20 protein-coding genes are annotated in these 22539 nt (G+C 39.5%); 5 read left to right on the plus strand and 15 right to left on the minus strand.

Annotated features, from left to right (window positions below; translation table 11 throughout):
• Positions 1-369 precede the first annotated feature (369 nt).
• The 8 genes from ACFVS1_RS10825 to ACFVS1_RS10860 form a co-directional block, all read right to left on the minus strand.
• Positions 370-813, minus strand: a complete 444-nt coding sequence (locus ACFVS1_RS10825; RefSeq protein ID WP_387547194.1) for a MaoC/PaaZ C-terminal domain-containing protein — start codon at positions 811-813, stop codon at positions 370-372.
• A gap of 200 nt (positions 814-1013) precedes the next feature.
• The gene (locus ACFVS1_RS10830; protein ID WP_387547197.1) at positions 1014-2480 is read right to left on the minus strand and encodes a GntP family permease; all 1467 of its coding nucleotides are present in this window, start codon (positions 2478-2480) and stop codon (positions 1014-1016) included.
• A 260-nt stretch (positions 2481-2740) separates the two neighbouring features.
• Positions 2741-3535 (minus strand): enoyl-CoA hydratase, encoded by a 795-nt coding sequence (locus ACFVS1_RS10835; RefSeq protein WP_387547200.1) that lies wholly within the window; start codon positions 3533-3535, stop codon positions 2741-2743.
• 179 nt (positions 3536-3714) lie between these two features.
• Entirely contained in the window at positions 3715-5268 is a 1554-nt protein-coding gene (locus tag ACFVS1_RS10840) for an AMP-binding protein (protein ID WP_387547203.1), read from the minus strand.
• A 434-nt stretch (positions 5269-5702) separates the two neighbouring features.
• On the minus strand, positions 5703-7070 hold the full coding sequence (locus ACFVS1_RS10845) for a sigma-54 interaction domain-containing protein (protein WP_387547206.1): 1368 nt from the start codon (positions 7068-7070) through the stop codon (positions 5703-5705).
• Position 7071: 1 nt separating this feature from the next.
• On the minus strand, positions 7072-7233 hold the full coding sequence (locus tag ACFVS1_RS10850) for a hypothetical protein (protein ID WP_387547209.1): 162 nt from the start codon (positions 7231-7233) through the stop codon (positions 7072-7074).
• A gap of 49 nt (positions 7234-7282) precedes the next feature.
• Entirely contained in the window at positions 7283-8266 is a 984-nt protein-coding gene (locus ACFVS1_RS10855) for an alpha-ketoacid dehydrogenase subunit beta (protein WP_387547212.1), read from the minus strand.
• 12 nt (positions 8267-8278) lie between these two features.
• A complete protein-coding gene (locus ACFVS1_RS10860; protein WP_352924608.1) occupies positions 8279-9274 on the minus strand; it encodes a thiamine pyrophosphate-dependent dehydrogenase E1 component subunit alpha in 996 nt (331 codons plus the stop codon).
• 488 nt (positions 9275-9762) lie between these two features.
• Here ACFVS1_RS10860 and ACFVS1_RS10865 point away from each other — a divergent pair, with 488 nt between their 5' ends.
• Genes ACFVS1_RS10865 through ACFVS1_RS10875 form a run of 3 tightly spaced genes read left to right on the plus strand, consistent with a single transcriptional unit; the run spans position 9763 to position 13819 of the window.
• Complete coding sequence (locus tag ACFVS1_RS10865) at positions 9763-10242, plus strand: MarR family winged helix-turn-helix transcriptional regulator (protein WP_352924606.1); 480 nt, start codon at positions 9763-9765, stop codon at positions 10240-10242.
• On the plus strand, positions 10239-11963 hold the full coding sequence (locus tag ACFVS1_RS10870; protein WP_387547215.1) for an ABC transporter ATP-binding protein: 1725 nt from the start codon (positions 10239-10241) through the stop codon (positions 11961-11963). The genes ACFVS1_RS10865 and ACFVS1_RS10870 overlap by 4 nt, the downstream gene beginning before the upstream one ends.
• A complete protein-coding gene (locus ACFVS1_RS10875) occupies positions 11960-13819 on the plus strand; it encodes an ABC transporter ATP-binding protein (RefSeq protein ID WP_387547218.1) in 1860 nt (619 codons plus the stop codon). The genes ACFVS1_RS10870 and ACFVS1_RS10875 overlap by 4 nt, the downstream gene beginning before the upstream one ends.
• Positions 13820-13920: 101 nt before the next feature.
• On the opposite strand, the gene ACFVS1_RS10880 is transcribed toward ACFVS1_RS10875, so the two are convergent.
• Positions 13921-14373, minus strand: a complete 453-nt coding sequence (locus ACFVS1_RS10880; RefSeq protein WP_352924601.1) for a MarR family winged helix-turn-helix transcriptional regulator — start codon at positions 14371-14373, stop codon at positions 13921-13923.
• A 123-nt stretch (positions 14374-14496) separates the two neighbouring features.
• Here ACFVS1_RS10880 and ACFVS1_RS10885 point away from each other — a divergent pair, with 123 nt between their 5' ends.
• On the plus strand, positions 14497-14934 hold the full coding sequence (locus ACFVS1_RS10885) for a GNAT family N-acetyltransferase (RefSeq protein WP_352924599.1): 438 nt from the start codon (positions 14497-14499) through the stop codon (positions 14932-14934).
• A 578-nt stretch (positions 14935-15512) separates the two neighbouring features.
• On the opposite strand, the gene ACFVS1_RS10890 is transcribed toward ACFVS1_RS10885, so the two are convergent.
• Both ACFVS1_RS10890 and ACFVS1_RS10895 read right to left on the minus strand, forming a co-directional pair.
• The gene (locus ACFVS1_RS10890) at positions 15513-16781 is read right to left on the minus strand and encodes an erythromycin esterase family protein (protein ID WP_387547222.1); all 1269 of its coding nucleotides are present in this window, start codon (positions 16779-16781) and stop codon (positions 15513-15515) included.
• Positions 16782-16810: 29 nt separating this feature from the next.
• A complete protein-coding gene (locus ACFVS1_RS10895) occupies positions 16811-17164 on the minus strand; it encodes a hypothetical protein (protein ID WP_387549292.1) in 354 nt (117 codons plus the stop codon).
• 330 nt (positions 17165-17494) lie between these two features.
• Here ACFVS1_RS10895 and ACFVS1_RS10900 point away from each other — a divergent pair, with 330 nt between their 5' ends.
• Positions 17495-18019 carry a divergent PAP2 family protein gene (locus ACFVS1_RS10900; protein WP_387547225.1) on the plus strand — a complete coding sequence of 175 codons (525 nt, stop codon included), beginning with the start codon at positions 17495-17497 and terminating at the stop codon, positions 18017-18019.
• Positions 18020-18189: 170 nt separating this feature from the next.
• Here the strand turns inward: ACFVS1_RS10900 and ACFVS1_RS10905 are convergent, their stop codons facing one another.
• The 4 genes from ACFVS1_RS10905 to ACFVS1_RS10920 form a co-directional block, all read right to left on the minus strand.
• Positions 18190-18897, minus strand: a complete 708-nt coding sequence (locus ACFVS1_RS10905; RefSeq protein WP_214749216.1) for a GntR family transcriptional regulator — start codon at positions 18895-18897, stop codon at positions 18190-18192.
• A 270-nt stretch (positions 18898-19167) separates the two neighbouring features.
• On the minus strand, positions 19168-20220 hold the full coding sequence (locus ACFVS1_RS10910; protein ID WP_387547228.1) for a YeiH family protein: 1053 nt from the start codon (positions 20218-20220) through the stop codon (positions 19168-19170).
• 45 nt (positions 20221-20265) lie between these two features.
• A complete protein-coding gene (locus tag ACFVS1_RS10915; protein ID WP_387547231.1) occupies positions 20266-21015 on the minus strand; it encodes a PIG-L deacetylase family protein in 750 nt (249 codons plus the stop codon).
• Between the two features lie 147 nt (positions 21016-21162).
• The gene (locus ACFVS1_RS10920; RefSeq protein WP_387549294.1) at positions 21163-22515 is read right to left on the minus strand and encodes an aminotransferase; all 1353 of its coding nucleotides are present in this window, start codon (positions 22513-22515) and stop codon (positions 21163-21165) included.
• Positions 22516-22539 lie beyond the last annotated feature (24 nt).

Below are 22539 nucleotides of genomic sequence, written 5' to 3' on the forward strand. Positions count from 1 at the left end.
GCTAAACTAATCATTCATTAGCTTCCAAATCTGTGGCATTTTTATCCTATCTTTATAAGGCTACCAGTCTGTTGGTGTTCTAGCGGTTGCAGGTCAATGAAGAGAGGAATCTTCAGTGCGATTCCTCCTATTATTTTAGCTCGGTTGCTTTATGTTTATTTCATGTCTTAAAAAACTAAAAAAGCTGGAGAACATTAAAGAAGGCAAGCCGGTCTATAGGCTTGCCTTAATCTGAAAAATGAGAAAGGACGTATTATTTCTTTTGCGGTAATACTTTCCCTTCGAATTCCTTTCTATCCATAGGCTAATTCGATTGACTAGACTAATGATAGTGATAGTAGTCAAAGCTCGTTTCACCTTAATTGACTACTATATTTTTACATTGGCATCAGAATTGACCATTATTTTCATGTTGGCTATGGCTACAGTTTCTCCGTTTTGTTTTTTTATTTCTTGGATGACTGTTACAACACCTTGATAGCCTTTTTCAAAAAGGTCAATCACCTTTAATTCTACATGTATCGTATCCCCAATAAAGGTTGGGTTTATAAATCGAACTTTCTCCAAGCCGTAAAATGCAACAACGATTCCCGGTTCAAAATGAAATAAGCCGGTTGCAACCGAAAGTATAAGCATTCCGTGGGCTATACGTCGCTTAAATTGTGTATTTGCTGCATACTCCTTATCAGTATGGAGGGGAAACCAGTCACCGCTAAATGCAGAAAACATTACTAAATCAGCCTCGGTTATAGTACGTCCTTTCGACATCCATGTTTCTCCGATTTCATATTGATGGAAATATTTATTAAACATTTTTTCATCTCCTTTATTTGTGACCGAATAAAAAGCCTGAATATTCAGATATTAAATATTAAAGACTATATAATTTAATGATATTTCTTAAAATCAACACGAATAAATTTTTTTTTCATTTAGGAGACGTATTATTCCATATAAATAGCGGGTAAAGCTAGAAATAGAAGTGTATTTTCCTATGTTCAACGGGGAAATAGTTAAACGATAGCAAACAAGCTGAATATACCAATTACAAAGAATACAGCAAGTGTCTTTATAATGGTAATAACAAAAATGTCTTTATATGCCTGGCGATGTGTAAGTCCCGTAACAGCTAAAAGAGTTATTATAGCACCGTTATGTGGCAAAGTATCAAATCCACCTGCTGACATAGAAATGACACGATGTAAAACTTCCAACGGAATGTCAAAATGAGCAGCAGTTTGTATATACGTATCCGCCATTAAGCTCAACGTAATGCTCATCCCACCAGATCCTGATCCAGTAATGCCACACAAAACATTTGTCATGATCGCCCCATTAATTAAAGGATTCGAAAACATTCCAGTGAGATAATCTTGTACCACAGTAAAGCCGGGTAAAGCTGCAATCACACCCCCAAAGCCATATTCGGTTGCCGTATTCATGGTTGCTAGCAATGCCCCACTAATGCCAATATTAATACTCGAATTGAAATTTAATTTGACAGCTTTAAAATTTAATAAGACGATTGCTATTATCCCGAGAATAAGAGCCATCTCCACAGACCAGACACCAATAACTTTAGACATATCGACAATACCAAAATCTTTTAATCCAATCGTAGCAAAATCGAATCCTTTGGCATACCAAAGAGGAAAAGACTCAGTAAAAAACTTATTCATCACTCCGACTAACACCAACGGAATAAAAGCAAGCCAGTCTTTTCTACTTATACCTTTTTCAAAATCCATTCCCAACTTATTAGTCGTTTCCATTGCTATAGCAGAACTGGCTGCCAATTCTGCTTCAGCAGCTTCCTTATCAATAGCTTTATCACCAATTCCAAAATACCCTTCACCATTTCTAACTGCCTTATGTCGACAATGATTTAAGTATAATAGGCTTAAGGAAATGATAAATATTGCCCCAATAATCCCCAATGTAGGTGCAGCATAAATGTCAGTTTTAAAGAAACCAGTTGGAATGACATTCTGAATTTGTGGAGATCCTGGAAGTGAATCCATGGAAAAGGTAAATGCACTAACTGCGATTGTCGCAGGAATTAATCGCTTTGGAATATTAGCCTCGCGAAACAGCTGAGCAGCAAATGGATAGATGGCAAACACTGCAACAAACAAACTAACTCCGCTATATGTCAGGATTGCGCCCATTATCACAATGGCTAGAATGGCTTGTTTAGCCCCGATAAACCGGACAATAATTTTTGCTATGCTCTTTGCAACACCGCTTATTTCAACCAGTTTCCCAAAAATAGCACCTAGTAGAAAAACCGGGAAATATAATTTAACAAATTCAACCAACTTAACCATGAATATATTAGAGAAGAAAGGTAAAACATGTCCAGGATCCGTTAAAAATACAGCAAATAAAGCGCACAATGGTGCAAAAAGTATAACGGAAAATCCTCGATATGCTAGAAACATAAGTAATCCTAGTGAAATAATAATGATCATTACATCCAATTCGACTTCCCCCTTTTTCTCCAAATATATATGTTATCATTTGTTGCTGGTTTGAATGCTTTGCCCCAAGACTTAATGGGCATTATAGGACAGTTTTCCAGTGCACATTTAGTAAAGAACCTCATTAATTTCCCGAGTGAATCCTTAAACGACTTTGTATATTAACAAAGATGAGTTACTTTAGAATCTGCCACTTTTCCAACCCCGGCATCAGGATCTTTTTCAAAAATCGGACTTGCCACTGGTTTGGTCATGAGGGCTTACTGATCAATGAAGTTTGGCTCCCTTTTATTTATAAAGGCTTCAACTCCTTCCTTTACGTCCCTAGTCTGAAAAACACGACCAAAATTTTCAGCTTCAATCACGAGTCCATCTTCAAGTGTTTGTTCATAACCAAAATCAATAGAATGCTTTGCAAAAGTTAAAGATTGTAAAGAATAATTGCAAATACATTTTGCAATTTCCATTGCTTTTTCTAAAGATTTACCCTTTGGCACAACATGATTAACAAGCCCTATTTGTTTGGCATCTTCTGCATTCAGTGGCTCTCCAGTAAAGATCATTTCTTTTGCTTTGGCTTTACCTATCAGTCGAGGAAGTCTTTGAGTTCCCCCCGCACCTGGAAACAATCCCAATTTAACTTCAGGGAGCCCAACCCTAATATGTTCCTCAGCAATTCGAATATCACAACTTAAGGCAAGTTCACATCCTCCACCTAGTGCTAATCCGTTGATTGCAGCAATAGTTGGTCTTGATAACCGTTCAATTTTATTAAGTGGTTCCTGAAGCCAAAGTGATTTCCCCTTTCCTTCTTCCACTCCTTTTCCAATCCATGCTGGAAAATCTTTAATGTCTCCTCCAGCAACAAAAGCTCTTTCTCCTTCACCGGTAAGTATAATGACCTTAACATTGTAATCGCTTTCAATTTCATCCACCACAAAATTCAATTGTTCTATAACATCTGCGCTTAATACATTAACTGGTGGATTATCAATAATAATCGTTGCAATATTACTCTGTTTTGACCATGAAACTACTTGGTCCTTCTTCTTCATCGGCTTTCCTCCTAAACCTAAAGTGTACTTGTGGGTTCCAAATACTCTGGCATTATTAAAAAACGGGAATCTGTGGGTGACCCGAGATATCTGTGCTAGAATCCTTTGTGGTTATGTGATTTTTAAAACAAAGTGAAATAATGTATGCACAAAGCCTTTTTCAACCTTCCATAAACCCCTTATTTATCCATACCACTAAATTGTTTACGAAGAATAAACTTTTGAACCTTCCCGGATGGGGTACGTGGTATTTCATCAACAAATGTGACCTTTCTAGGTTTTTTATAGCTAGCAAGATGTTCCTTACAGTAATTAACAACATCTTCCTCCGTAAGTTTGGCTCCTTCTTTTTTAACAATAACAGCACATACAGCCTCAATATATTTGGGATCAGGAATACCAATTATAGAAACTTCCTTCACTTCCTCATGCCGGTATAAGACATCTTCAATTTCCGCTGAGTAAATGTTTTCACCACCGCTCCGAATCATATCTTTTTTTCTGCCTGCAATTGATAGATACCCATCTTGATCGAACTTTCCCATGTCTCCTGTTTTACACCACCCATTCACGAATGTTTCCATTGTGGCATCTGGTTTCCTCCAATACCCCTCAGAAACCGCTGGACTTTTAATAGCAATTTCACCAATTTCACCAGCTGGCAAAGGCGTTCCATCCTCATCGATAATATTTATTTCTGTAAGTGGCATCGGCTTCCCAACGGTATGCCCTTTTGTAAAAGCATCCTTTGGTTCAAGCGAAGCCGCAATTGGCTGTCCTTCAGTTAACCCGTAAACTTGAACAACTCCAATTTGAGGAAACCTCTTTTTTAATTGTTCCAGTGCCCATGGCATTAGCGGGTCACCACCTGTATAAATGGTTTTTAAAGATTTCAGCTGATACTTTTCAATTTCAGGCAAATTTAGCATTTCATAAATCATGAAAGGGAATAAAAAAGAATCGGTCACATTTTCCTCTTCAATAACGGAAAGAATTCTTCCAATCTCGAATTCTTGGCTTTTTGTAATTATTACCCTTCCACCCATCAGTAGAATGGGAAGTGCGATATCTTCCATCGCCCCAACATGGTATAGTGGTCCTGTCGTCATCGCAATTTCTCGCCCACTAAATTTCCATTTCAGTGCTTGTATCGTGGAAAACCAGAAAGTTGTATCATGTGTCCAAATCGCACCTTTAGGTCTTCCCGTTGTTCCTGATGTGTACATAAGCATGACTGGATCGTTTAATTTAATGTTATCTACTTTGACCTCATCTACGGAACCACTTTCTAATACACTCCATGACTCAGACCATCCTGGGGTTGAGCCATTATGAGGAAGACTAAAATAACGCTCAACAGAAACATGATTACAAACTGATTCCAGCTGATTGGCTAAGTTAGAATGGAAACACAATATTTTTGTCTGTGAATCATTTAATGCATACTCAAGCTCTGCACTTGTAAGCCTAAAATTAAGTCGAACTGCAATTGCACCGATTTTTGCAATGGCAAAATATAGACTAAAATATTCGAGACAGTTGTAAAGTAAAATACCGACACGATCGCCTTTTCGCACTCCTATTTCGTAAAGCTTGTTTGCATACGCATTTGATATAAGGTGAAGATCCATGTACGTCATCGACTTTCCTGTTTCTTCTTGTATTGCTATTTTTCTAGGATTTATATTATTAAAATCATTCGCCATTTTTCTTGTGATAAAACCGACATCCAATGAAATTCCTCCTTTTCAATTTAAAAAATACAAACAAAATTCAGGCTACAAGGCCGCTAAATTCAATAATGTTCAAATCAATTCTCAAACTTCTAAACAGTCCCTCTTACATGCCTTTAAATTGACCACTCGCCTTTATTGTTTTCTTCCCTCCTTTCTTCTAATTTGAATGCAAGATTCATTCCAAAACGAAAAAAACCCTTACAGACTTACTGTCCTTAATAATCGAGGAAAAGTCGATGACTAATTTTCTGATTTTTCGGAAAATAATCAAGAAAAAAATTAACTTAAGTAAGATCAGCTGATTTTTCATTCATAGTTTTCATAATTTATAGCCTTGTTTCTCCTGTAATGTAATCTGTATCAACACTAATATGGAAATTAAAAAATAAATCCGGGATTTCGGAATGAATTCTGAAATCCCGGATTTATTTTTATTGGTCAGAAATCTTATATTTTCTAATTTTATCGTATAGGGTAGAATTCCCTATCCCAAGAGCTTCCGCAACCCTTTTTTTATCAAACTTAAACCTCCTTAACGCTTTTTCGATTTCCTTCTTTTCTGTTTCCTCTACACAATCCTTTAAACTTAATTCTTTCCTATTCACATTAGGGTGTTTAAGATACTCAGGTAAAGCATCCTTTCCCATTACCTCTTCATTTGATAGGTGAACACCTGCATCAATCACATTCTCTAGTTCTCTGATATTCCCTGGCCAGTTATATTGCTCTATTAATGAAATCACCTCTGGGTGTATGGAGGTTACTCGTTTTCCTATTCGAGCTGTGATTTTTTTGAAAAAATAATCTACAAGTAAAGGGATATCTCCCATTCTATCTCTTAAAGGAGGGACAAATAATTGGACAGCGTTAATTCTATAAAATAAGTCTTCACGAAATAGCTTTTCTTCAACCAATTTTTCTAAAGGGCGATTTGTTGCAGCGATCACTCGAACATTTAGTTTTTTGGGGTAAAGCGAACCTACAGGCTCAAACTCTTTCTCCTGAAGGACCCTTAATAACTTGACTTGCATTTGCTGAGGCATATCACCAATTTCGTCAAGGAAAACCGTTCCGCCATCAGCAAATTGAAATTTCCCTATTTTACCTCCTTTTTTTGCCCCTGTAAAGGCACCTTCTTCATAACCAAAAAGTTCAGATTCTAACAAGTGTTCCGGAATTGAACTACAATTTATTTTCACAAACTGTTTGTCGCTTCTTCCACTTAGCTGATGAATGCTATGTGCGATTATTTCCTTGCCTGTACCGCTTTCTCCTCTAATTAGAACAGATATATCACCTCTAGCCAACTTTTTCACACGTTCTTTTAACTGTTGTATTTCTTGAGAATTTCCAATTAAGTTATGTAAGGAATATTTCACTCCATTTGTAACACCTATTTCACTTTTGTAAAAATTATGCTTTGTCAGGATCTCCTTAATGTGACTATTCATTTTATTCCAATCATCAAGATCACGAAACATGATTGTCCCGATTGCACCAATTATTTCATTATTTTCAATGATAGGAATGCGATTTGCGATAACAAAATCACCACGAAGAAAATGTATATCAGCAATTTCGGATTTACCTACTTGCACTACAAGGTGTAGCCTTGTATTTTCAATTATATTTGTCACATGTTCACCAATCACTGTGTCGCGTTCAACATTTAAAAATTCACAATATTTATTGCTAATGTATTGAATTTTCCCATTACTATCGACAATTACAATTCCATAATATGTACTCTCAAACACCAAATCTAATAGTTTATTATTGGATAATTGTCCAGTATTCATCTTAAGCTCCTTTAATTAAAATCCTTTTACATATAATACCACGCATTTCAGATGGCGTTTCAATGATTTTTTTATTCATGCGTACTTTTTGACCCTTTCGGACATTCTTGGCGATTTCCTTAATTGGTTTTTCTTCGGCACGATTAATCCCGAGAACAAACAAAGCATCCCCCTAGATGAGGATGCTTTGTTTGTTCCATTTGAAGAATTGTTTAATAGGCAGCCAAGTCCCGCAGTGCCTTTTCCACTTTTTCTGGATTCACCATGAATGATTTCTCTAATGATGGTGAATATGGCATGGCAGGAACATCCGGGCCAGCGAGTCTCATGATTGGGGCATCGAGATCAAAGAGGCAGTTTTCTGCAATGATCGCCGATACTTCACTAATGATGCTTCCTTCCTTATTATCTTCAGTAATCAATAGGACTTTTCCTGTTTTAGATGCAGCTTCCATAATGGCTTCTTGATCTAATGGATAAACGGTTCGTAAATCAAGTATATGAACGGATATGCCATCACTGGCCAGCTTTTCAGCTGCCTTAAGCGCAAAATGAACACAAAGTCCGTAAGTAATCACTGTAACGTCCTCGCCTTCACGTTTTACATCCGCTTTACCAATGGGTAAAACATAATCATCATTCGGCACTTCTTCTTTAATTAGGCGATAGGCCCGCTTATGTTCAAAGAAGAGGACCGGGTCATCATCACGAATGGCTGCTTTCAATAGCCCTTTCACGTCATAGGGTGTAGAGGGCATGACAATTTTAAGTCCGGGTTGATTGGCAAATATGGCTTCAACGGATTGCGAATGGTATAACGCCCCATGTACGCCCCCACCGTATGGAGCTCTGATGACGATTGGGCAATGCCAGTCATTATTGGAGCGATAACGGATTTTTGCAGCTTCTGAAATGATTTGGTTGATTGCAGGCATGATAAAATCAGCGAATTGCATTTCCGCAATCGGCCTCATTCCATACATGGCCGCGCCGATGCCGACTCCTGCGATTGCAGATTCTGCAAGCGGGGTATCAATGACACGCTGTTCCCCGAATTGTTCGTATAATCCTGAAGTCGCTTTAAAAACGCCGCCTTTTATCCCTACATCCTCACCTAAAACAAATACACGGGAATCACGTTCCATTTCTTCCCGTATCGCCATTATCACCGCATCTATATAAGAAATCACTGCCATTTTCTTTCCTCCTTACCTTTCTGCGTAAACGTATTTTGAAAGCGTGTCTTCATTCGCAAATGGAGCATTTTCTGCATAATCCGTCGCTTCGTTCACAACTTCCATTATTTCATCGTTCATTTTTTTCTCCATTTGATCATCCATGATTCCCACTGCTTTTAAATAGGCACCAAAAGTAATGATCGAATCATTTTTTTTTGCCTCCGATACTTCATCAGGCGACCTGTATTGACTATCATCATCATCGCTTGAGTGTGGTGTAAGCCTGTATGAAACCGTTTCGATTAAGCTTGGGCCTTCACCACGCCTTCCTCTCTCAGCCGCTTCTTTCACCACACGGTATACTTCGATCGGATCATTTCCATCAACCGTCACCCCTGGCATGCCGTAGCCAATGGCGCGGTCCGAAACTTTCTTGCAAGCCAATTGCTTTTCAATCGGGATGGAAATGGCATACTGATTATTCTCGCACATCAAGATGACCGGAAGTTTATGTACACCTGCAAAATTCGCTCCTTCATGGAAATCGCCTTGGTTTGATGAACCCTCTCCGAATGTAACGAATGAAACAATATCTTTTCCTTCCATTTTTGCTGCGAGCGCAATCCCCACTGCATGTGGCACCTGAGTGGTAACTGGCGAAGATCCCGTCACGATCCGATTCTTTTTTTGCCCAAAATGCCCAGGCATTTGACGCCCGCCTGAATTTGGATCTTCCGCTTTGGCAAAACTGGATAACATCAGATCCCTGGCAGTCATCCCAAACGCAAGCACCACTCCTAGATCCCGGTAATAAGGAAGGACATAATCCTTTTCACGATTCAATGCAAACGCTGCACCCACTTGAGCTGCTTCTTGTCCTTGACAAGAAACGACAAAAGGAATTTTTCCAGATCTGTTCAACAGCCACATCCGTTCATCCATCCGTCTTGCCAACAACATTATTCTAAACATCTCAAGCACCTGCTCATCACTCAGACCTGCCTGTAGATGACGATTTTCAACCATATGTCATCATCCCTCCTAATAATTAATACTTTTCTCTGTTAAAACCAGATTATTGCCCACATGCTGTCACGTAATAAAAATGAGCTCTTTATTTACTAATCTCTCTTTTTAATTGTTTGTCTCGCAAGTTTAAATTCTGTTATGTATCTAAGGAAGAAAAAACTCTATTATGTCATACATGCTTGCCATTTAAGATCCGTACATCCTCAAAAGCGTTATCATCTAGTATTATTACCTGGTACTAACTGAATGCAATATTATCCTAACACTTTTCCTCTCACATTTTCAAGTTAATTTCACTTTGTATGAGTTGTTTTCACGCGAAAGCTTTCCTGAGATGAAAACTCTATATGCACAAAGACTAAAAACTGAGGTGTTGAAGTTATTTTTTTGTTGACTGAGCGGATATATAGCTGTAAATTAAAATGATTCATAAAATTAAATGTTCTTAATGGAACAGTTCAAAACAGAAAGAATGGTGAAGTTGAGTGGAGAATGAAAAACAATTAATGCGTTCCGTACATCTATTGCGTTCATTTTGGAACGTGCAGAAAAATATAATGAGGTTTGTTCAAAAGACTGCCGCAGAAAATGGATTAACAGTTCCTCAATATTCCATTTTGATGACCATTACCCTTTACAAAGAGACCACTCAAAAAAATGTCGGGGAGAAAACATTTCTTCCAAAAAGCACCTTGAGCCAAGCAGTCGATGGACTCGTTCGCGCAGGCATGCTCCATCGTGAGCATGTGGAGGGCAATCGGCGTGAGATTCAGTTGTCAATCACAGATCAGGGGAAAGATTTATTAAAAACGATTCATTTTCACGAAGGAAGCATTCACCAAGTCTTTCAAGCGGCCATCGAAATGCTTTCTGATGAACAGTTTGAAGAGTTGCTAGAAAGGCATCTTCAAATTGCAAACTTTTTAGAAGCACAAGCAACCGAACAGGGAGAGTGTACAAAATGATAAAAATACTGAAAAATTTATCCGTTTATAAGTGGATTATTTCTGCAGTTATCGGTCTAGTTTTTATTCAGTCCATGTCCGACCTCTTTCTGCCTACACTAATGGCCGGTATTATTGACAAAGGCGTCGTTCGAGGAGACACTCCTTATATTTGGAAAATCGGTGGTTTGATGCTGTTGGTTTCAGCACTTGGAGCTTTTGCATCCATCATCGCAAGCTACTATTCGTCCAAAGCGGCAATGGGGATGGGACGCGATCTCCGCCTGAGAGTCTTTAATCATGTTGAAAAATTTTCGTTACAAGAATTTGATGAAGTCGGTACGGCCTCATTGATTACACGGACGACCAATGATATAACACAAGTCCAGCAAGTGGTTATCATGATGCTTCGTATGGTTATCAGTGCGCCTATCATGTTAATCGGCGGAGTGATCATGGCTGTATCCATGGATGCAAAATTATCCCTTGTCATTGTTGTCACAATGCCTTTATTGATTGGTTCGATCTTGCTTATTCTATATAAAGGTGTGCCTCTCTTTCAAACGGTGCAAAAACGATTAGACCGGTTGAACCTTGTATTACGAGAAAATTTAACTGGTATTCGCGTCATTCGTGCCTTCAACCGTGAAACACAAGAGAAAGAAAGACTTAAGAAAGCAAATAAAGAATTGACTGATGTCTCGATCAAAGTCAATAAAATCATGGCCTTCATGATGCCTGTAATGATGCTTGTAATGAATTTGACGGTTGTTGGCATCATTTGGTTTGGTGGAGTTCGTATTGATAACGGCGGTATGCAGATCGGGGACTTAATGGCATTTATCCAATATGTTATGCAAATTATGTTCGCTCTCGTTATGGCATCCATGATGTTCGTTATGGTTCCACGAGCGGCCGTGTCGGCAACAAGGATAAACGAAGTCCTTGACATGAAACCTTCATTCCTGGATGAGGGGACAGAAAAGGCAGATCGTGAACACGGTACACTTGAATTTGAACATGTGACGTTCAGTTACCCAGGAGCAGAAGAACATGCATTATCGGATATTAGTTTTTCTGCAAGTCCTGGTGAAATCACCGCAATAATCGGTGGAACAGGTTCAGGGAAAACGACGCTCGTCAATTTGATCCCTCGCTTCTATGATATTTCACATGGAACGATTCGCGTCAATGGTGTTGATATTCGTAAGTCATCACAAGATGAAGTTCGTTCAAGAATTGGCTTTGTACCACAAAAGGCCTTCCTCTTTACAGGTACGATCGCTGAAAACATTCGCTTTGGAAAACAAACAGCCACACAAGATGAAGTTGAGCATGCGGCCCGGATCGCGCAAGCTGAAGATTTTATCAGCAAAATGAAAGACGGCTATGAGGCAGAAATCGATCAAGGCGGTTCGAACCTATCAGGAGGGCAAAAACAACGGCTTTCGATTGCACGGGCGCTCATTCGGAAACCCGATATTTATATTTTCGACGATAGTTTTTCGGCACTTGACTTCAAGACGGATGCCAACCTTCGCGCAGCCCTGAAAGATGAAACGAAAAATTCGACGGTATTACTCGTTGCACAGCGTGTCAGTACGGTTGTGGACGCTGACCGAATCATTGTGTTAGACGAAGGCAAAATTGTAGGTATGGGAACACATCAAGAGTTGCTTAGTACAAACGACATTTACCGTGAGATCGCCTTATCACAGCTCACAGAGGAGGAAATTGCATGAGTAATCAAAAAAGACCTCAAGGCGGCGGTCAGGTTGGGCATGGTCCTGGTGGCGGTAACATGATGATGATGGGTCAAAAAGCAAAAGATTTTAAAGGAACACTAAAACGACTATTGACCTATTTAAAACCTCGGCGCAACAAATTGATTGCCGTGTTCTTCGCTGCAATCATGAGTACGATTTTTATGATTGTTGGACCAAAGATCATGGGAAATGCAATTACAGAATTATTCGAAGGAGCTTACGGAAAACTCCAGGGTATACCAGGAGCGGCCATTAACTTTGATAAAATTGGCCAGATCCTTCTACTCCTTGCCGGACTTTATGCTTTAAGCAGCCTTTTCAACTATGTACAGCAATACATTATGTCAAGTGTTGCACAAGACACGGTATATGATCTTCGAGAAGATGTGAACGACAAGCTCGAGAAACTTCCACTCAAATATTTTGAAGGACGTCCAAACGGAGAAACACTTAGCCGAATGACAAATGATATTGATACAATCGGGAGCACCCTTCAGCAAAGCTTAACGCAGTTCATCACATCAATTGTTACGATTTTGGGGATTATCATCATGATGCTTTCTATAAGCCCGTTATTGACATTAATCTCGATAGTCAGCTTACCTTTGTCCATATTTGCAATTCGTCCTATTTTAAAAAGATCCCAAAAATACTTTGCAGATCAACAGCGTAAGCTCGGACAATTAAATGGGCACATTGAAGAGATGTATACCGGCCATCAGGTCGTTAAAGCATTCGGACATGAAAAAAAGGCGAGTGCCCAATTTACTGCGGTTAATGAAGAATTGTATAAAGCGGGAAGCAAAGCCCAGTTTATATCGGGTATCATCATGCCCATAATGTTTTTTATCGGAAATTTGAGCTATGTCCTCATCAGCGTTGTCGGCGGAATATTGGTAACGCAACGTTCGATTTCAATTGGTGATATTCAAGCATTCATCACATACTCAAAGCAGTTCACCCAGCCAATCACACAAACGGCTAACATCGCTAACATTATTCAGTCGACGGTTGCAGCCGCTGAGCGTGTTTTTGAACTACTTGATGAAGAAGAGGAAATGAAAGAACAAACAACAGCTAATATAAAAAGAGCAAAAGGTGCTGTATCTTTTGAACATGTGGACTTTGGATATGGGGAAGAAATGGTAATTGAAGATATGAACATCGATGTCTTGCCTGGACAGACGGTCGCAATTGTTGGACCGACTGGTGCTGGAAAAACGACCATGATAAATCTTTTAATGAGATTTTACGAACTCAATGGCGGAAAGATTACTATTGATGGTCTCGATACACGGAGTATGTCCCGTAGTGATCTTCGAAAGAGCTTTGGGATGGTTCTTCAAGATACTTGGCTCTTTAATGGCACGATTAAAGAAAATATCGCATATGGCAAAAATGGAGCAACTGATGAAGAAATTTTTGCAGCTGCTCGTACGGCACATGCCGACCATTTCATTCGGACACTGCCAGATGGTTATGAGACAGTCTTAAACGAAGAAGCTTCGAACATCTCACAAGGCCAAAAGCAGCTTTTGACAATCGCCCGAGCTGTTCTAGCAGATCCACCAATCATGATATTGGATGAAGCGACGTCTAGTGTGGACACTCGGACAGAAGTTTTTATCCAAAAGGCCATGAACCGACTGATGGAAGGACGAACAAGCTTTGTCATTGCCCATCGTCTCTCAACAATTAAGGATGCAGATTTGATTCTTGTTATGGATCAAGGAAAAGTGATAGAGAAGGGAACGCATTCAGACCTTTTAAGGGAGAATGGTTTCTATGCAGAGCTATACAATAGTCAGTTCACTGAAAATGTAGCGGGATAATAAGAAAGAGGCTCAATTTCCAATAGAAATCGAGCCTCTCTTTACAAAATTCTTATCCAATACCTTTCCAATCATGAATCTGTAATCACTTATAACCTGTATCAATATCCCCTTTTATTGCCCTTTTTCACAAATTCCCAATCTACCTCAATATTTTTTCTGACCCTTTGAAGAAGAAGAAGCATCATTTCCGTTTCTTCCGAAGAAAATCCCGATAATGCAACTTTGTCGGTATACTCTCCTTCTTTTTTCAAAAAGGGATAGATCTTATCACCTTTATCGGTTGCATATAACTTTTTAATTTTTTTGTTTTCCTCATCATTTTTCTTTTCAATAAAACCTTGAATTTCAAGTTTTTTAATGGCCCGAGCTGCTGTCGTCCGGTCAACCTTTATCATTTCTGCTAACTTTTCCTGAATGATTCCTGGATTTTCACATATTCGAACTAGATACAAATACTGCCCTTTTGTTAGGTCAAATTCTTTAAATTCGATATTACTTATAGAGTCCAATGCCCTTGCTATCATTCCAATTTCACGGAGTATTTCCTTCATTCAAAAAGCCCCTGACTTTATTGTTGTATTTACAACAAAAATTATTTCGTATATACTATAAAAAAGTTATACATATATTATGACTTGTTCTACTGAATAAATCTAGAAAAGGGATGAAGAACATTGGATTCAAAGAGAATAACTACAGAAAGTGATTTAAAAGCAGCCTTTCAAATCAGAAAAGAAGTATTTGTCGAGGAACAAGGCTTCCCTTTAGAAAGTGAATTTGATGAATACGATACACTTAATGCTTTATCTGAACACATATTAGTCTATTATAATGAAAAACCAGTAGGAACTGGTAGGTTAAGAGTTGTTGATGGTTTAGGTAAATTGGAGAGAATTTGCATCTTAGAGCCTTACCGTAAATTTGGTCTTGGAAAAATAATCATTAAAACGTTGGAAGAAATCGCAAAGAAAATGGAAATATCCCAGGTTAAATTACATGGGCAAACACAGGCAGAGGGTTTTTACAAAAAACTCGGCTATCATACTTCATCCGATGTCTTTATGGAAGATGGCGGCCCACATCTTTTAATGATAAAAAGAATGAATGAATGAAAAGTGTGCTAAATGTGAGTATAACAAACTTTAACAAACTGGAATGAATACACTATATTCAAAAACATTCATTCATTTATCTATTCTTTTTGGTTTTGACAATCACTTTCAAGTGGACCAATAGATACCGGAACTTTATTAACTAACCGTCTGTTTAGGAAGCCCGATTCTTAATTACTTCATAATATTAATTGGCAGTTTATAGAAACCAGTCTATACGTAAATAAATATCAAGTTAAAAAACCAATGGTTTTAGACGTAGACAAACTCGATGAAAATCGATATTTTTAGGGGATCGTATAATTTGAACGTTGATTGGAACGTAAGGCACTCTCTTTCCGCGGGCAGTCCGGGAGCCTCCTCGGCGCCTTTGCGCCTGCGGGTTCTCCCCTGAACGCGCTTTGCACGTAACGATTCATTAGATTTTCATTAGTCTCAAATAAAAATAGAAACGATCAAACCAATAAATTCGGCTTCCGTCGCGATAATATCTCCACCATTGGGTGCATTAAGAATAAGCACGAACAAAAAGACAAAGCCGTTTATAACACGAAATGTTATAAACGGCTTTGTCTTTATTACATAACGGGTGCTTTTTCATGAACAAGCGGATGAAGGGCCTGAGTTTCATCAATGTAAACAAAAGCATCATATCTATCTGACATTACAGAAGGTACATAGTTTCCGTATTGTTCATATTCCGGTCGGTAAACAACCCCGATAGCCCGATGACCAATTCTCTCTTGAAATAGCTGACGATTTTCATCGGTGAAAATGAGTAACTTATCATACGCGCCAGAAAGGTGCATAGCCTCCTCCCAACTTCCATTTATAGCCGGAGGTACTGTTTTTATTTCAAAATCCCTGCCCCATTCATCTGATGCAATAACAGTTCCCCTATAGGTTCCAAAACCAGTGATAAATACATCTTCAGTTGGGTTTTGTTCACGAATGACCTGGCCGACGTTAATCATCCCCGAATCTCTCATATCTGTAGCGCTGGCATCGCCAACATGGGTATTATGTTCCCATACAATCGCCTTGCCTTTTGAACCGTAAAAATCCATAATTTCATTAAGTGCATCCACCATATGCATATCTCGAATATTCCACGATTTATCATCATGAACCACCATCGTCCTGTAATAATTTTCTGCATTATAAGCTACCAACGCATTCACTTGAAGGTTCAAATTCAATTCTTCATGATGAGGGTATTTTTCTTTTTTTCGTTGAATGGTCGTCAGTAATTTGGCAACCTCCTCTATACAGTTCTCTGAAAAAATGCCTGCGGAAACTGCGTACTCCTCATTATTCCGATTGAATGGCTCAAAACATGTGAACGCCTGTCTGGCAGCCTCGAGGTCAGGTGAATCAATTTGTTTTAAGTAATGGATGACTTCATCCATGGATTCCCAAAGACTATAGATATCTATCCCATAAAATCCAACTTTCGTTTGATTTTGTCCGGACTCATTGTATTCTTTCATCCATTCAATCAGGTCGATCATTTCCTCGTTTGCCCACATCCAGGTCGGCCAGCGGTTAAAACTTTTAAGTACATCCCTTGCCGATTTAGTCACTAGGTCATAGCCTTTTACATACCTATTGATTTCCTGGCATGCGGGCCAGTCGCCTTCAACGGCTACGAAGGTGAACCCTTTTTCTTGAATCAGTTTTTTTGTTATTTCAACTCGTGCCGTATAAAACTCGGATGTTCCATGTGATGCCTCACCCAGCAAAACGAATTTGGAATTATTGACTTGTTGAACTAGCTTATCCCAATCTGCTTCACTTGTAAGCATGACTGATTGTTCGATTATTGACTGAACCAGATTACGATGCACTGTTTTTCCTCCTTGTTCTCTTACGGACATTATCGTTTGTACTCAGCATTGTAAGAATTTGATCCTGCGTGTACGGATAGTAAAGTATCGGCGTAACCCACTAGGCGATTTATAAGTTCATCACAAATAGAGTAAACCAGCTGAAAGTTTTCCACCTCAAATAAAACAGGGTCATCCAGAATGACCGTCGTGTTAATGAACATATCTTTGTTTCCATATAGATTGTAGTGAACTATAGCCTTTCCAGCGGCTCCTCCAGTAACTGGATCATTAAAGCCGGGAATGAAAACAAACCATTCTTCAGCAGTAGCAGACCTGAAGTTTTTTATGAAAGACATTCGCTCTGTTACCGCCATGATCTTTTTTAACTCTTCCGGATTCATATCCTTGATCTTGTTCATCCCAATGCCACCTTAACACCTGTTAATAATCTTCCGTTTTATATTTTCCTTAAGTGACCCATCCTATAAATATTATTATTAAATGGTGAACTCTCAGATAAAAAGCAATCCAGAAACCCTATGTCGGAAATTAAGCTTGCACTGACCAAGACACAGCAAAAAGGATCATTATGTTTCATTTATCAGGCTGTTATTAAATGCCGATAATCATGGAACTGCTGCATATAAAAATTATTATTGGGGTATCAAAAGAGGGAAGATAAAATCCTGGATTGGGTTGGACTGGTCTGGAGCCGAGTGGAGGAGTTGCTCATGGAAAAGATGAATCGGGGAATTTTAACGGCGCTGTCGGCAATCGGCATTGCGCAAGGGCTAAAAATTTTAACGCATTATAAACTGACGGGAAAGTGGGACTCGAAGCAGGCTTTCACAACAGGCGGCATGCCTAGTTCGCACTCTGCCGGTGTGGCCGCACTGGCATCCTATGTGGCAGCGAATAAAGGCTGGCTGCATACGGAAACTGCGCTTGCGACAGTGTTTGGCGTGATTGTGATGTACGATGCTCAGGGGATTCGGCGCCACACTGGCGAAATTGCTAAGCTTGTGAATGACCTTGAAGATAATATGGCGAAATTTTCGGGAGAGTTTCCGAGCTTTGAATTTGTGGAGCGTGAGAAGGAACTGAATGAACTCCTCGGACATCAGCCTGTGGAAGTGGGAGCAGGTGCGTTGCTTGGAGTGGCACTTGGGCTTATCTCTGCTAAAATGGAGGATGGCAAGCCCTCCAAAAAAAAACGGCTGAAAATGTTGGGCAAGCCTAAATATTCTAGATCTTGAAATAACATATATAATTTGATCATAACAATAGATTACATTAAAACATGCCTATGTTATAAACATAGACAAACTCTCCATTAAAGTAGGATCATTGTATTTACTGGTATGTTTAAAATAACCTAAGCCTCTCTGCTTCTTAGAAAGGCTTAGGTTATGTCATGTGCCCAAAATCAATTCTTCCGGGACATTTTCATTGCGAATGAGTACATATCCGATCGGAATAATCCTTTGTAATACTCTACTAAATTACCATCCGAATCAAAAATCATCCGTTCTGTTATCAGCAAGCACATCGTTTCTGTTATCCCTAAATGTTCTGCATCTTCTTTAGTCGGAAAGCCGCAGGTTATGATTTGTTCCGCTTCACAAAAGTCAATGTTTAGATCACCTTCGAGTGCATCATACAATACAGTTGTACTTAAATCGAATTTCGTCAATTTTTTTCCTAGGTCCAAAGAATAATAATGCAATTCTATGGCTATGGGGACGTCCCCCTGTAACCGCAGCCTTTTAATATGGTAAGATTCATCTTCGAATCCATTAGCATCAGCTATATTTTCAGGTGTCATGACACGGCCATGATCTAGTAATTTAATGCCCATGCTTTTAGTGGTTTCAGTGAAACTTATCATCTTTAGCCATTCTTGTACAGGTTTAAGGGAAACGAACGTTCCCTTTCCATGCCTCTTCTCCAATATTCCCTCACGAACCAGGATGGATACGGCTTCCCGTACAGTGCTCCTGCTGACTGAATACATATCCATGAGTTCCCTTTCACTAGGGATTTTGTCTTTATAATACCCTTCCAAAATCTGATTTTCCAATATGGTTTTCAATTGAGCATGTAAAGGGATTGGATTTTTAAAGTCTAACTCCATAAAATTTCCTCCAAACAGAAAAGACATCGTAATGTTCGTATCAGTTCTTTTATTGTAAACCAAGTAGTTATAATATTCAAACATGTCAACACTTATTTTTTTCCTTAAATTAGGATTTACTCATATTTACAATCCTGCATTCCCAAAAACGTTTTCTTCGAATGAATAAAAAAAACCTGAATAGATTAATATATTCAGGACTTATCCAAATGCATTATTCATCACATTTTCAGGCATATCTAACTGGCACAACAATGGAAAGCTTACATATTAAACGATAAAGTACGAGATGATGGAAAGCAGCAAAGAGGTAATGGTCATGGCTAAAAGAGGACGCATGGCTTTTGTACGCAGTGCCTGCAGGCTTACATTCAGTCCAAGACCGATCATGGCCATTGTCAATATAAATGTAGTCGTTTTCGAAATGCCATCCATTACGAGAGGAGACACCGTGATATACGTTCCAAACACATAGCTTCCAATTAGACTCATGATTATAAAACCAACGAGGAACCATGGAAAATCAATTTTGGCATCATGGCCCTTTTTTCCGGATGTGCGTTTTTTCATCCCATACATAAAAATGAAACATAATGGGATAAGTAAAAAGACACGCCCCAATTTTGCGAGTAGCGCAATCGCTAGCGCATCTTCACCAGCCGGTGCTCCTGCCAATGCAACATGGGCGATTTCATGAAGGCTGATCCCAGACCAGATTCCATAATCCAAATCAGACAGCGGAAGGATCGGACGTAAAAGGGTATATATAATCGAGAAAAGTGTTCCCATTAAAGCGATTATCCCAACGCCTATGGCTGTATCCTCTTCCTTCGCTTTCACGATTGGAGATATGGCCGCGATGGCTGCTGCTCCGCATATTCCGGTTCCCACAGCAAGAAGAAGGGAAATGGAAGCGTCTGCCTTTATCCACTTTGCAATCAGGACCATCACGACTATGGCAAATGTTACTGTTCCTATGTCACGTACCAACAATGGCAGTCCTTGATTGAAAATCACATCGATATTTAATTTCAACCCGTATAAAATAATGGCAAAACGCAAAAGTTTTTTTGCGGAAAATTCAATTCCCGTCCGGAACTTTTCTGGATATCCCGCAATTTGACGATACATCACGGCAATGATGATCGAGCATGCAAGTGGGCCGATTCGATTGAATCCTGCAATCTCGGACAGCCCCAAGCCTAAGAGGGCAATAAAAAAGGTGAAGGCGATACCGCTCAGCCACAAAAGCACCTTATTTTGAAGCGTTTTTTGCTGCACCTGAGGTATTTCTTCCAGTGGCTCATATTTTTCTAATTCCATACATTCCTTCCCCCTTTCCAGACAAACTTAAGCCCAAACTACGTATCATCCCATCCTTTCAATCGTTTGAAAAAAATCGGTTTCTTCTATATTAGTAGGTGAATTCCCTTTGATAAAATACTCGGATTCCTTTAAAAAAGGCAAGCTTGGATTTTGATGGCCCCACAATTCAGGAACGGCTAGAGTCTGGGAGCGATGGGCCTTTAAGGCACGGATTTTTTTCTGTAAAGTCCCTGCTATATCCACTTCCATGATATTGCTCAGCCCGTTTTCCTTAAACCATTCATCATAAAAAGCATGCCAAAGGACAAAGTACAGACTATGAACCCCAAAAGCTGAAAATACTGGATCTGGATAAAAATCGGGGTCACCGGATTTTAGAAAAGCAATTTCGGCAGCACGGCCAATCGCACAATGGTCTGGATGCCCCCCATACTTCTTATGGAATGTTACTAATGCATCCGGCTGAACTTCACGAATTACCTTTACGATTCTCTCCGCCAATAAATCGAAGTCCTCAAATTCAATCGTTTTATCCCTTACGTTTAAAAATCGCAGGTCGCTGATCCCCAATTCTTCACAAGCTCTTTTTAACTCCTCTACCCTTAGTTCAGGCAGTGCCTCCCTTGTTGTAATGATGGGATTTCCCATGCGCCTGCCCATTTCGCCTTTTGTCGCACAAAGTAATGTAATATGAACACCTCGCTCAGACATTTTGGCAATGGTGCCGCCACACAGGAATGACTCATCATCGGGATGTGCAAGAACCACCAATAACCTATGTTGTGATTGCATATTTCCTCCTACTTCGGATTCTCCAGTTTTCCCCCTGTTAGACCCACCATGAAAAAATGGACATGGATGTCATAACGGTTAGACATGTCATGCCCATCTTCACTTTTCGTCTATATATAGTCACTAAAGCTCAATCATCTATTTTTATTAGCATAATTCATATAAAACGGATTTAACCGTTTCGATGACAAAGCGTAAATCTTCAACGGTCGAAGATAAAGGCGGTGCAATGATCAATACATTTCCATATCCAGGAACTGTATCACCATTACGGCCGATGATAAGACCCTTTTCCTTGCAGGCCCCGATTATTTTACCCATGAACGCATCGGAAACAGGCGTTTTTGTCTTTTTATCTTCCACTAATTCAATGCCATATAAAAACCCAACTCCCCGAACTTCCCCTACTCTATCCAGGGCTGTCAGTTCAAAGAGCTCACATAGTGTCGATTCACTAAGCTCAGATACACGTTGAACGATTTTTTCATTTTCCAAGATTTCAATGTTCTTTAGCGCAACTGCGCAAGATGCAGGGTGGCCTCCATATGTTGACACATGCCTGAAATGATTTAAATTTCCGTTCTCTTTGAATTTCTCGTAAATCCTGGAATTCACCGCCGTTGCTCCAAGGGGAAGATAACCGCTGGTCAAACCCTTTGCCATTGTAACAATATCCGGCTGAACTCCATCGGAATGCATGAACCCAAACATTTTTCCGGTTCTTCCAAAACCTGAAACCACTTCATCCACAATTAAAAGAACATCATGCTTCTTACAGATTTCCGAAACCCTTGTTAAGTATTCTTTGGAAGGAATAAGGACCCCGCCACCAGAGATGAATGGTTCAAGAATAACACCAGCTACCGTTTCAGCCCCTTCAAAGTTAATGACCTGATCGATATATTCAGCTGCAAGCAAATCGGAATTTTCAACGTTTTCCCCAAACGGACTCCGATAACTGTACGGCGGTGGCACATGGAGGAAACCTGGAACCGCAGGATCATATTTCACTCTCCGATTTGCCTGTGCAGTTGCGCTTAGCGCGCCAAAAGTATTGCCATGATAAGCTCTGTACCTAGAGATGAATTTGTATTTACCCTGATTGCCATTTTGGGAATGATATTGCCTGGCTATTTTAAAAGCTGCCTCATTCGCCTCAGAGCCGCTGTTCGTAAAAAACGTTGTATAGGAGCCCTTTAAATGTTCACTTATTTTTGCAGATAATTCGATTGCCGGCTTATGACTTAACGTCAAAGGGAAATAAGATAAGTTAATCATTTGTTCATAGGCTGCCTGGGCAATCTCTTTTCGCCCGTGACCCAGGTTCAAGCACCATAAACCGGAAACCCCATCTAGATATTTATCACCTTTAGTATCCGTGAACCATGAGCCTGATCCTTCTGTAGCCATCATGGGAGCATCCTTTTCATTATAGCGATGCATCGCATGCCATAAATGGTCTTTATCCATTTGAACAAGGTCTTTCGTTTCAGTTTCCATCTTCACTTTTGACCCCCCCTTATT

It is taken from the genome of Peribacillus sp. NPDC058075, from assembly GCF_042885195.1.
Classification (GTDB): Bacteria; Bacillota; Bacilli; order Bacillales; family DSM-1321; genus Peribacillus.

What these genes read in the sequence shown, in the direction of transcription:
- ACFVS1_RS10825 (WP_387547194.1), bottom strand. Translation starts at nt 813, where the DNA reads ATGTTTAATAAATATTTCCATCAATATGAAATCGGAGAAACATGGATG.
- ACFVS1_RS10835 (WP_387547200.1), bottom strand. Translation starts at nt 3,535, where the DNA reads ATGAAGAAGAAGGACCAAGTAGTTTCATGGTCAAAACAGAGTAATATT.
- ACFVS1_RS10845 (WP_387547206.1), bottom strand. Translation starts at nt 7,070, where the DNA reads ATGAATACTGGACAATTATCCAATAATAAACTATTAGATTTGGTGTTT.
- ACFVS1_RS10855 (WP_387547212.1), bottom strand. Translation starts at nt 8,266, where the DNA reads ATGGCAGTGATTTCTTATATAGATGCGGTGATAATGGCGATACGGGAA.
- ACFVS1_RS10860 (WP_352924608.1), bottom strand. Translation starts at nt 9,274, where the DNA reads ATGGTTGAAAATCGTCATCTACAGGCAGGTCTGAGTGATGAGCAGGTG.
- ACFVS1_RS10870 (WP_387547215.1), top strand. Translation starts at nt 10,239, where the DNA reads ATGATAAAAATACTGAAAAATTTATCCGTTTATAAGTGGATTATTTCT.
- ACFVS1_RS10875 (WP_387547218.1), top strand. Translation starts at nt 11,960, where the DNA reads ATGAGTAATCAAAAAAGACCTCAAGGCGGCGGTCAGGTTGGGCATGGT.
- ACFVS1_RS10880 (WP_352924601.1), bottom strand. Translation starts at nt 14,373, where the DNA reads ATGAAGGAAATACTCCGTGAAATTGGAATGATAGCAAGGGCATTGGAC.
- ACFVS1_RS10895 (WP_387549292.1), bottom strand. Translation starts at nt 17,164, where the DNA reads ATGAATCCGGAAGAGTTAAAAAAGATCATGGCGGTAACAGAGCGAATG.
- ACFVS1_RS10900 (WP_387547225.1), top strand. Translation starts at nt 17,495, where the DNA reads ATGGAAAAGATGAATCGGGGAATTTTAACGGCGCTGTCGGCAATCGGC.
- ACFVS1_RS10905 (WP_214749216.1), bottom strand. Translation starts at nt 18,897, where the DNA reads ATGGAGTTAGACTTTAAAAATCCAATCCCTTTACATGCTCAATTGAAA.
- ACFVS1_RS10910 (WP_387547228.1), bottom strand. Translation starts at nt 20,220, where the DNA reads ATGGAATTAGAAAAATATGAGCCACTGGAAGAAATACCTCAGGTGCAG.
- ACFVS1_RS10915 (WP_387547231.1), bottom strand. Translation starts at nt 21,015, where the DNA reads ATGCAATCACAACATAGGTTATTGGTGGTTCTTGCACATCCCGATGAT.
- ACFVS1_RS10920 (WP_387549294.1), bottom strand. Translation starts at nt 22,515, where the DNA reads ATGGAAACTGAAACGAAAGACCTTGTTCAAATGGATAAAGACCATTTA.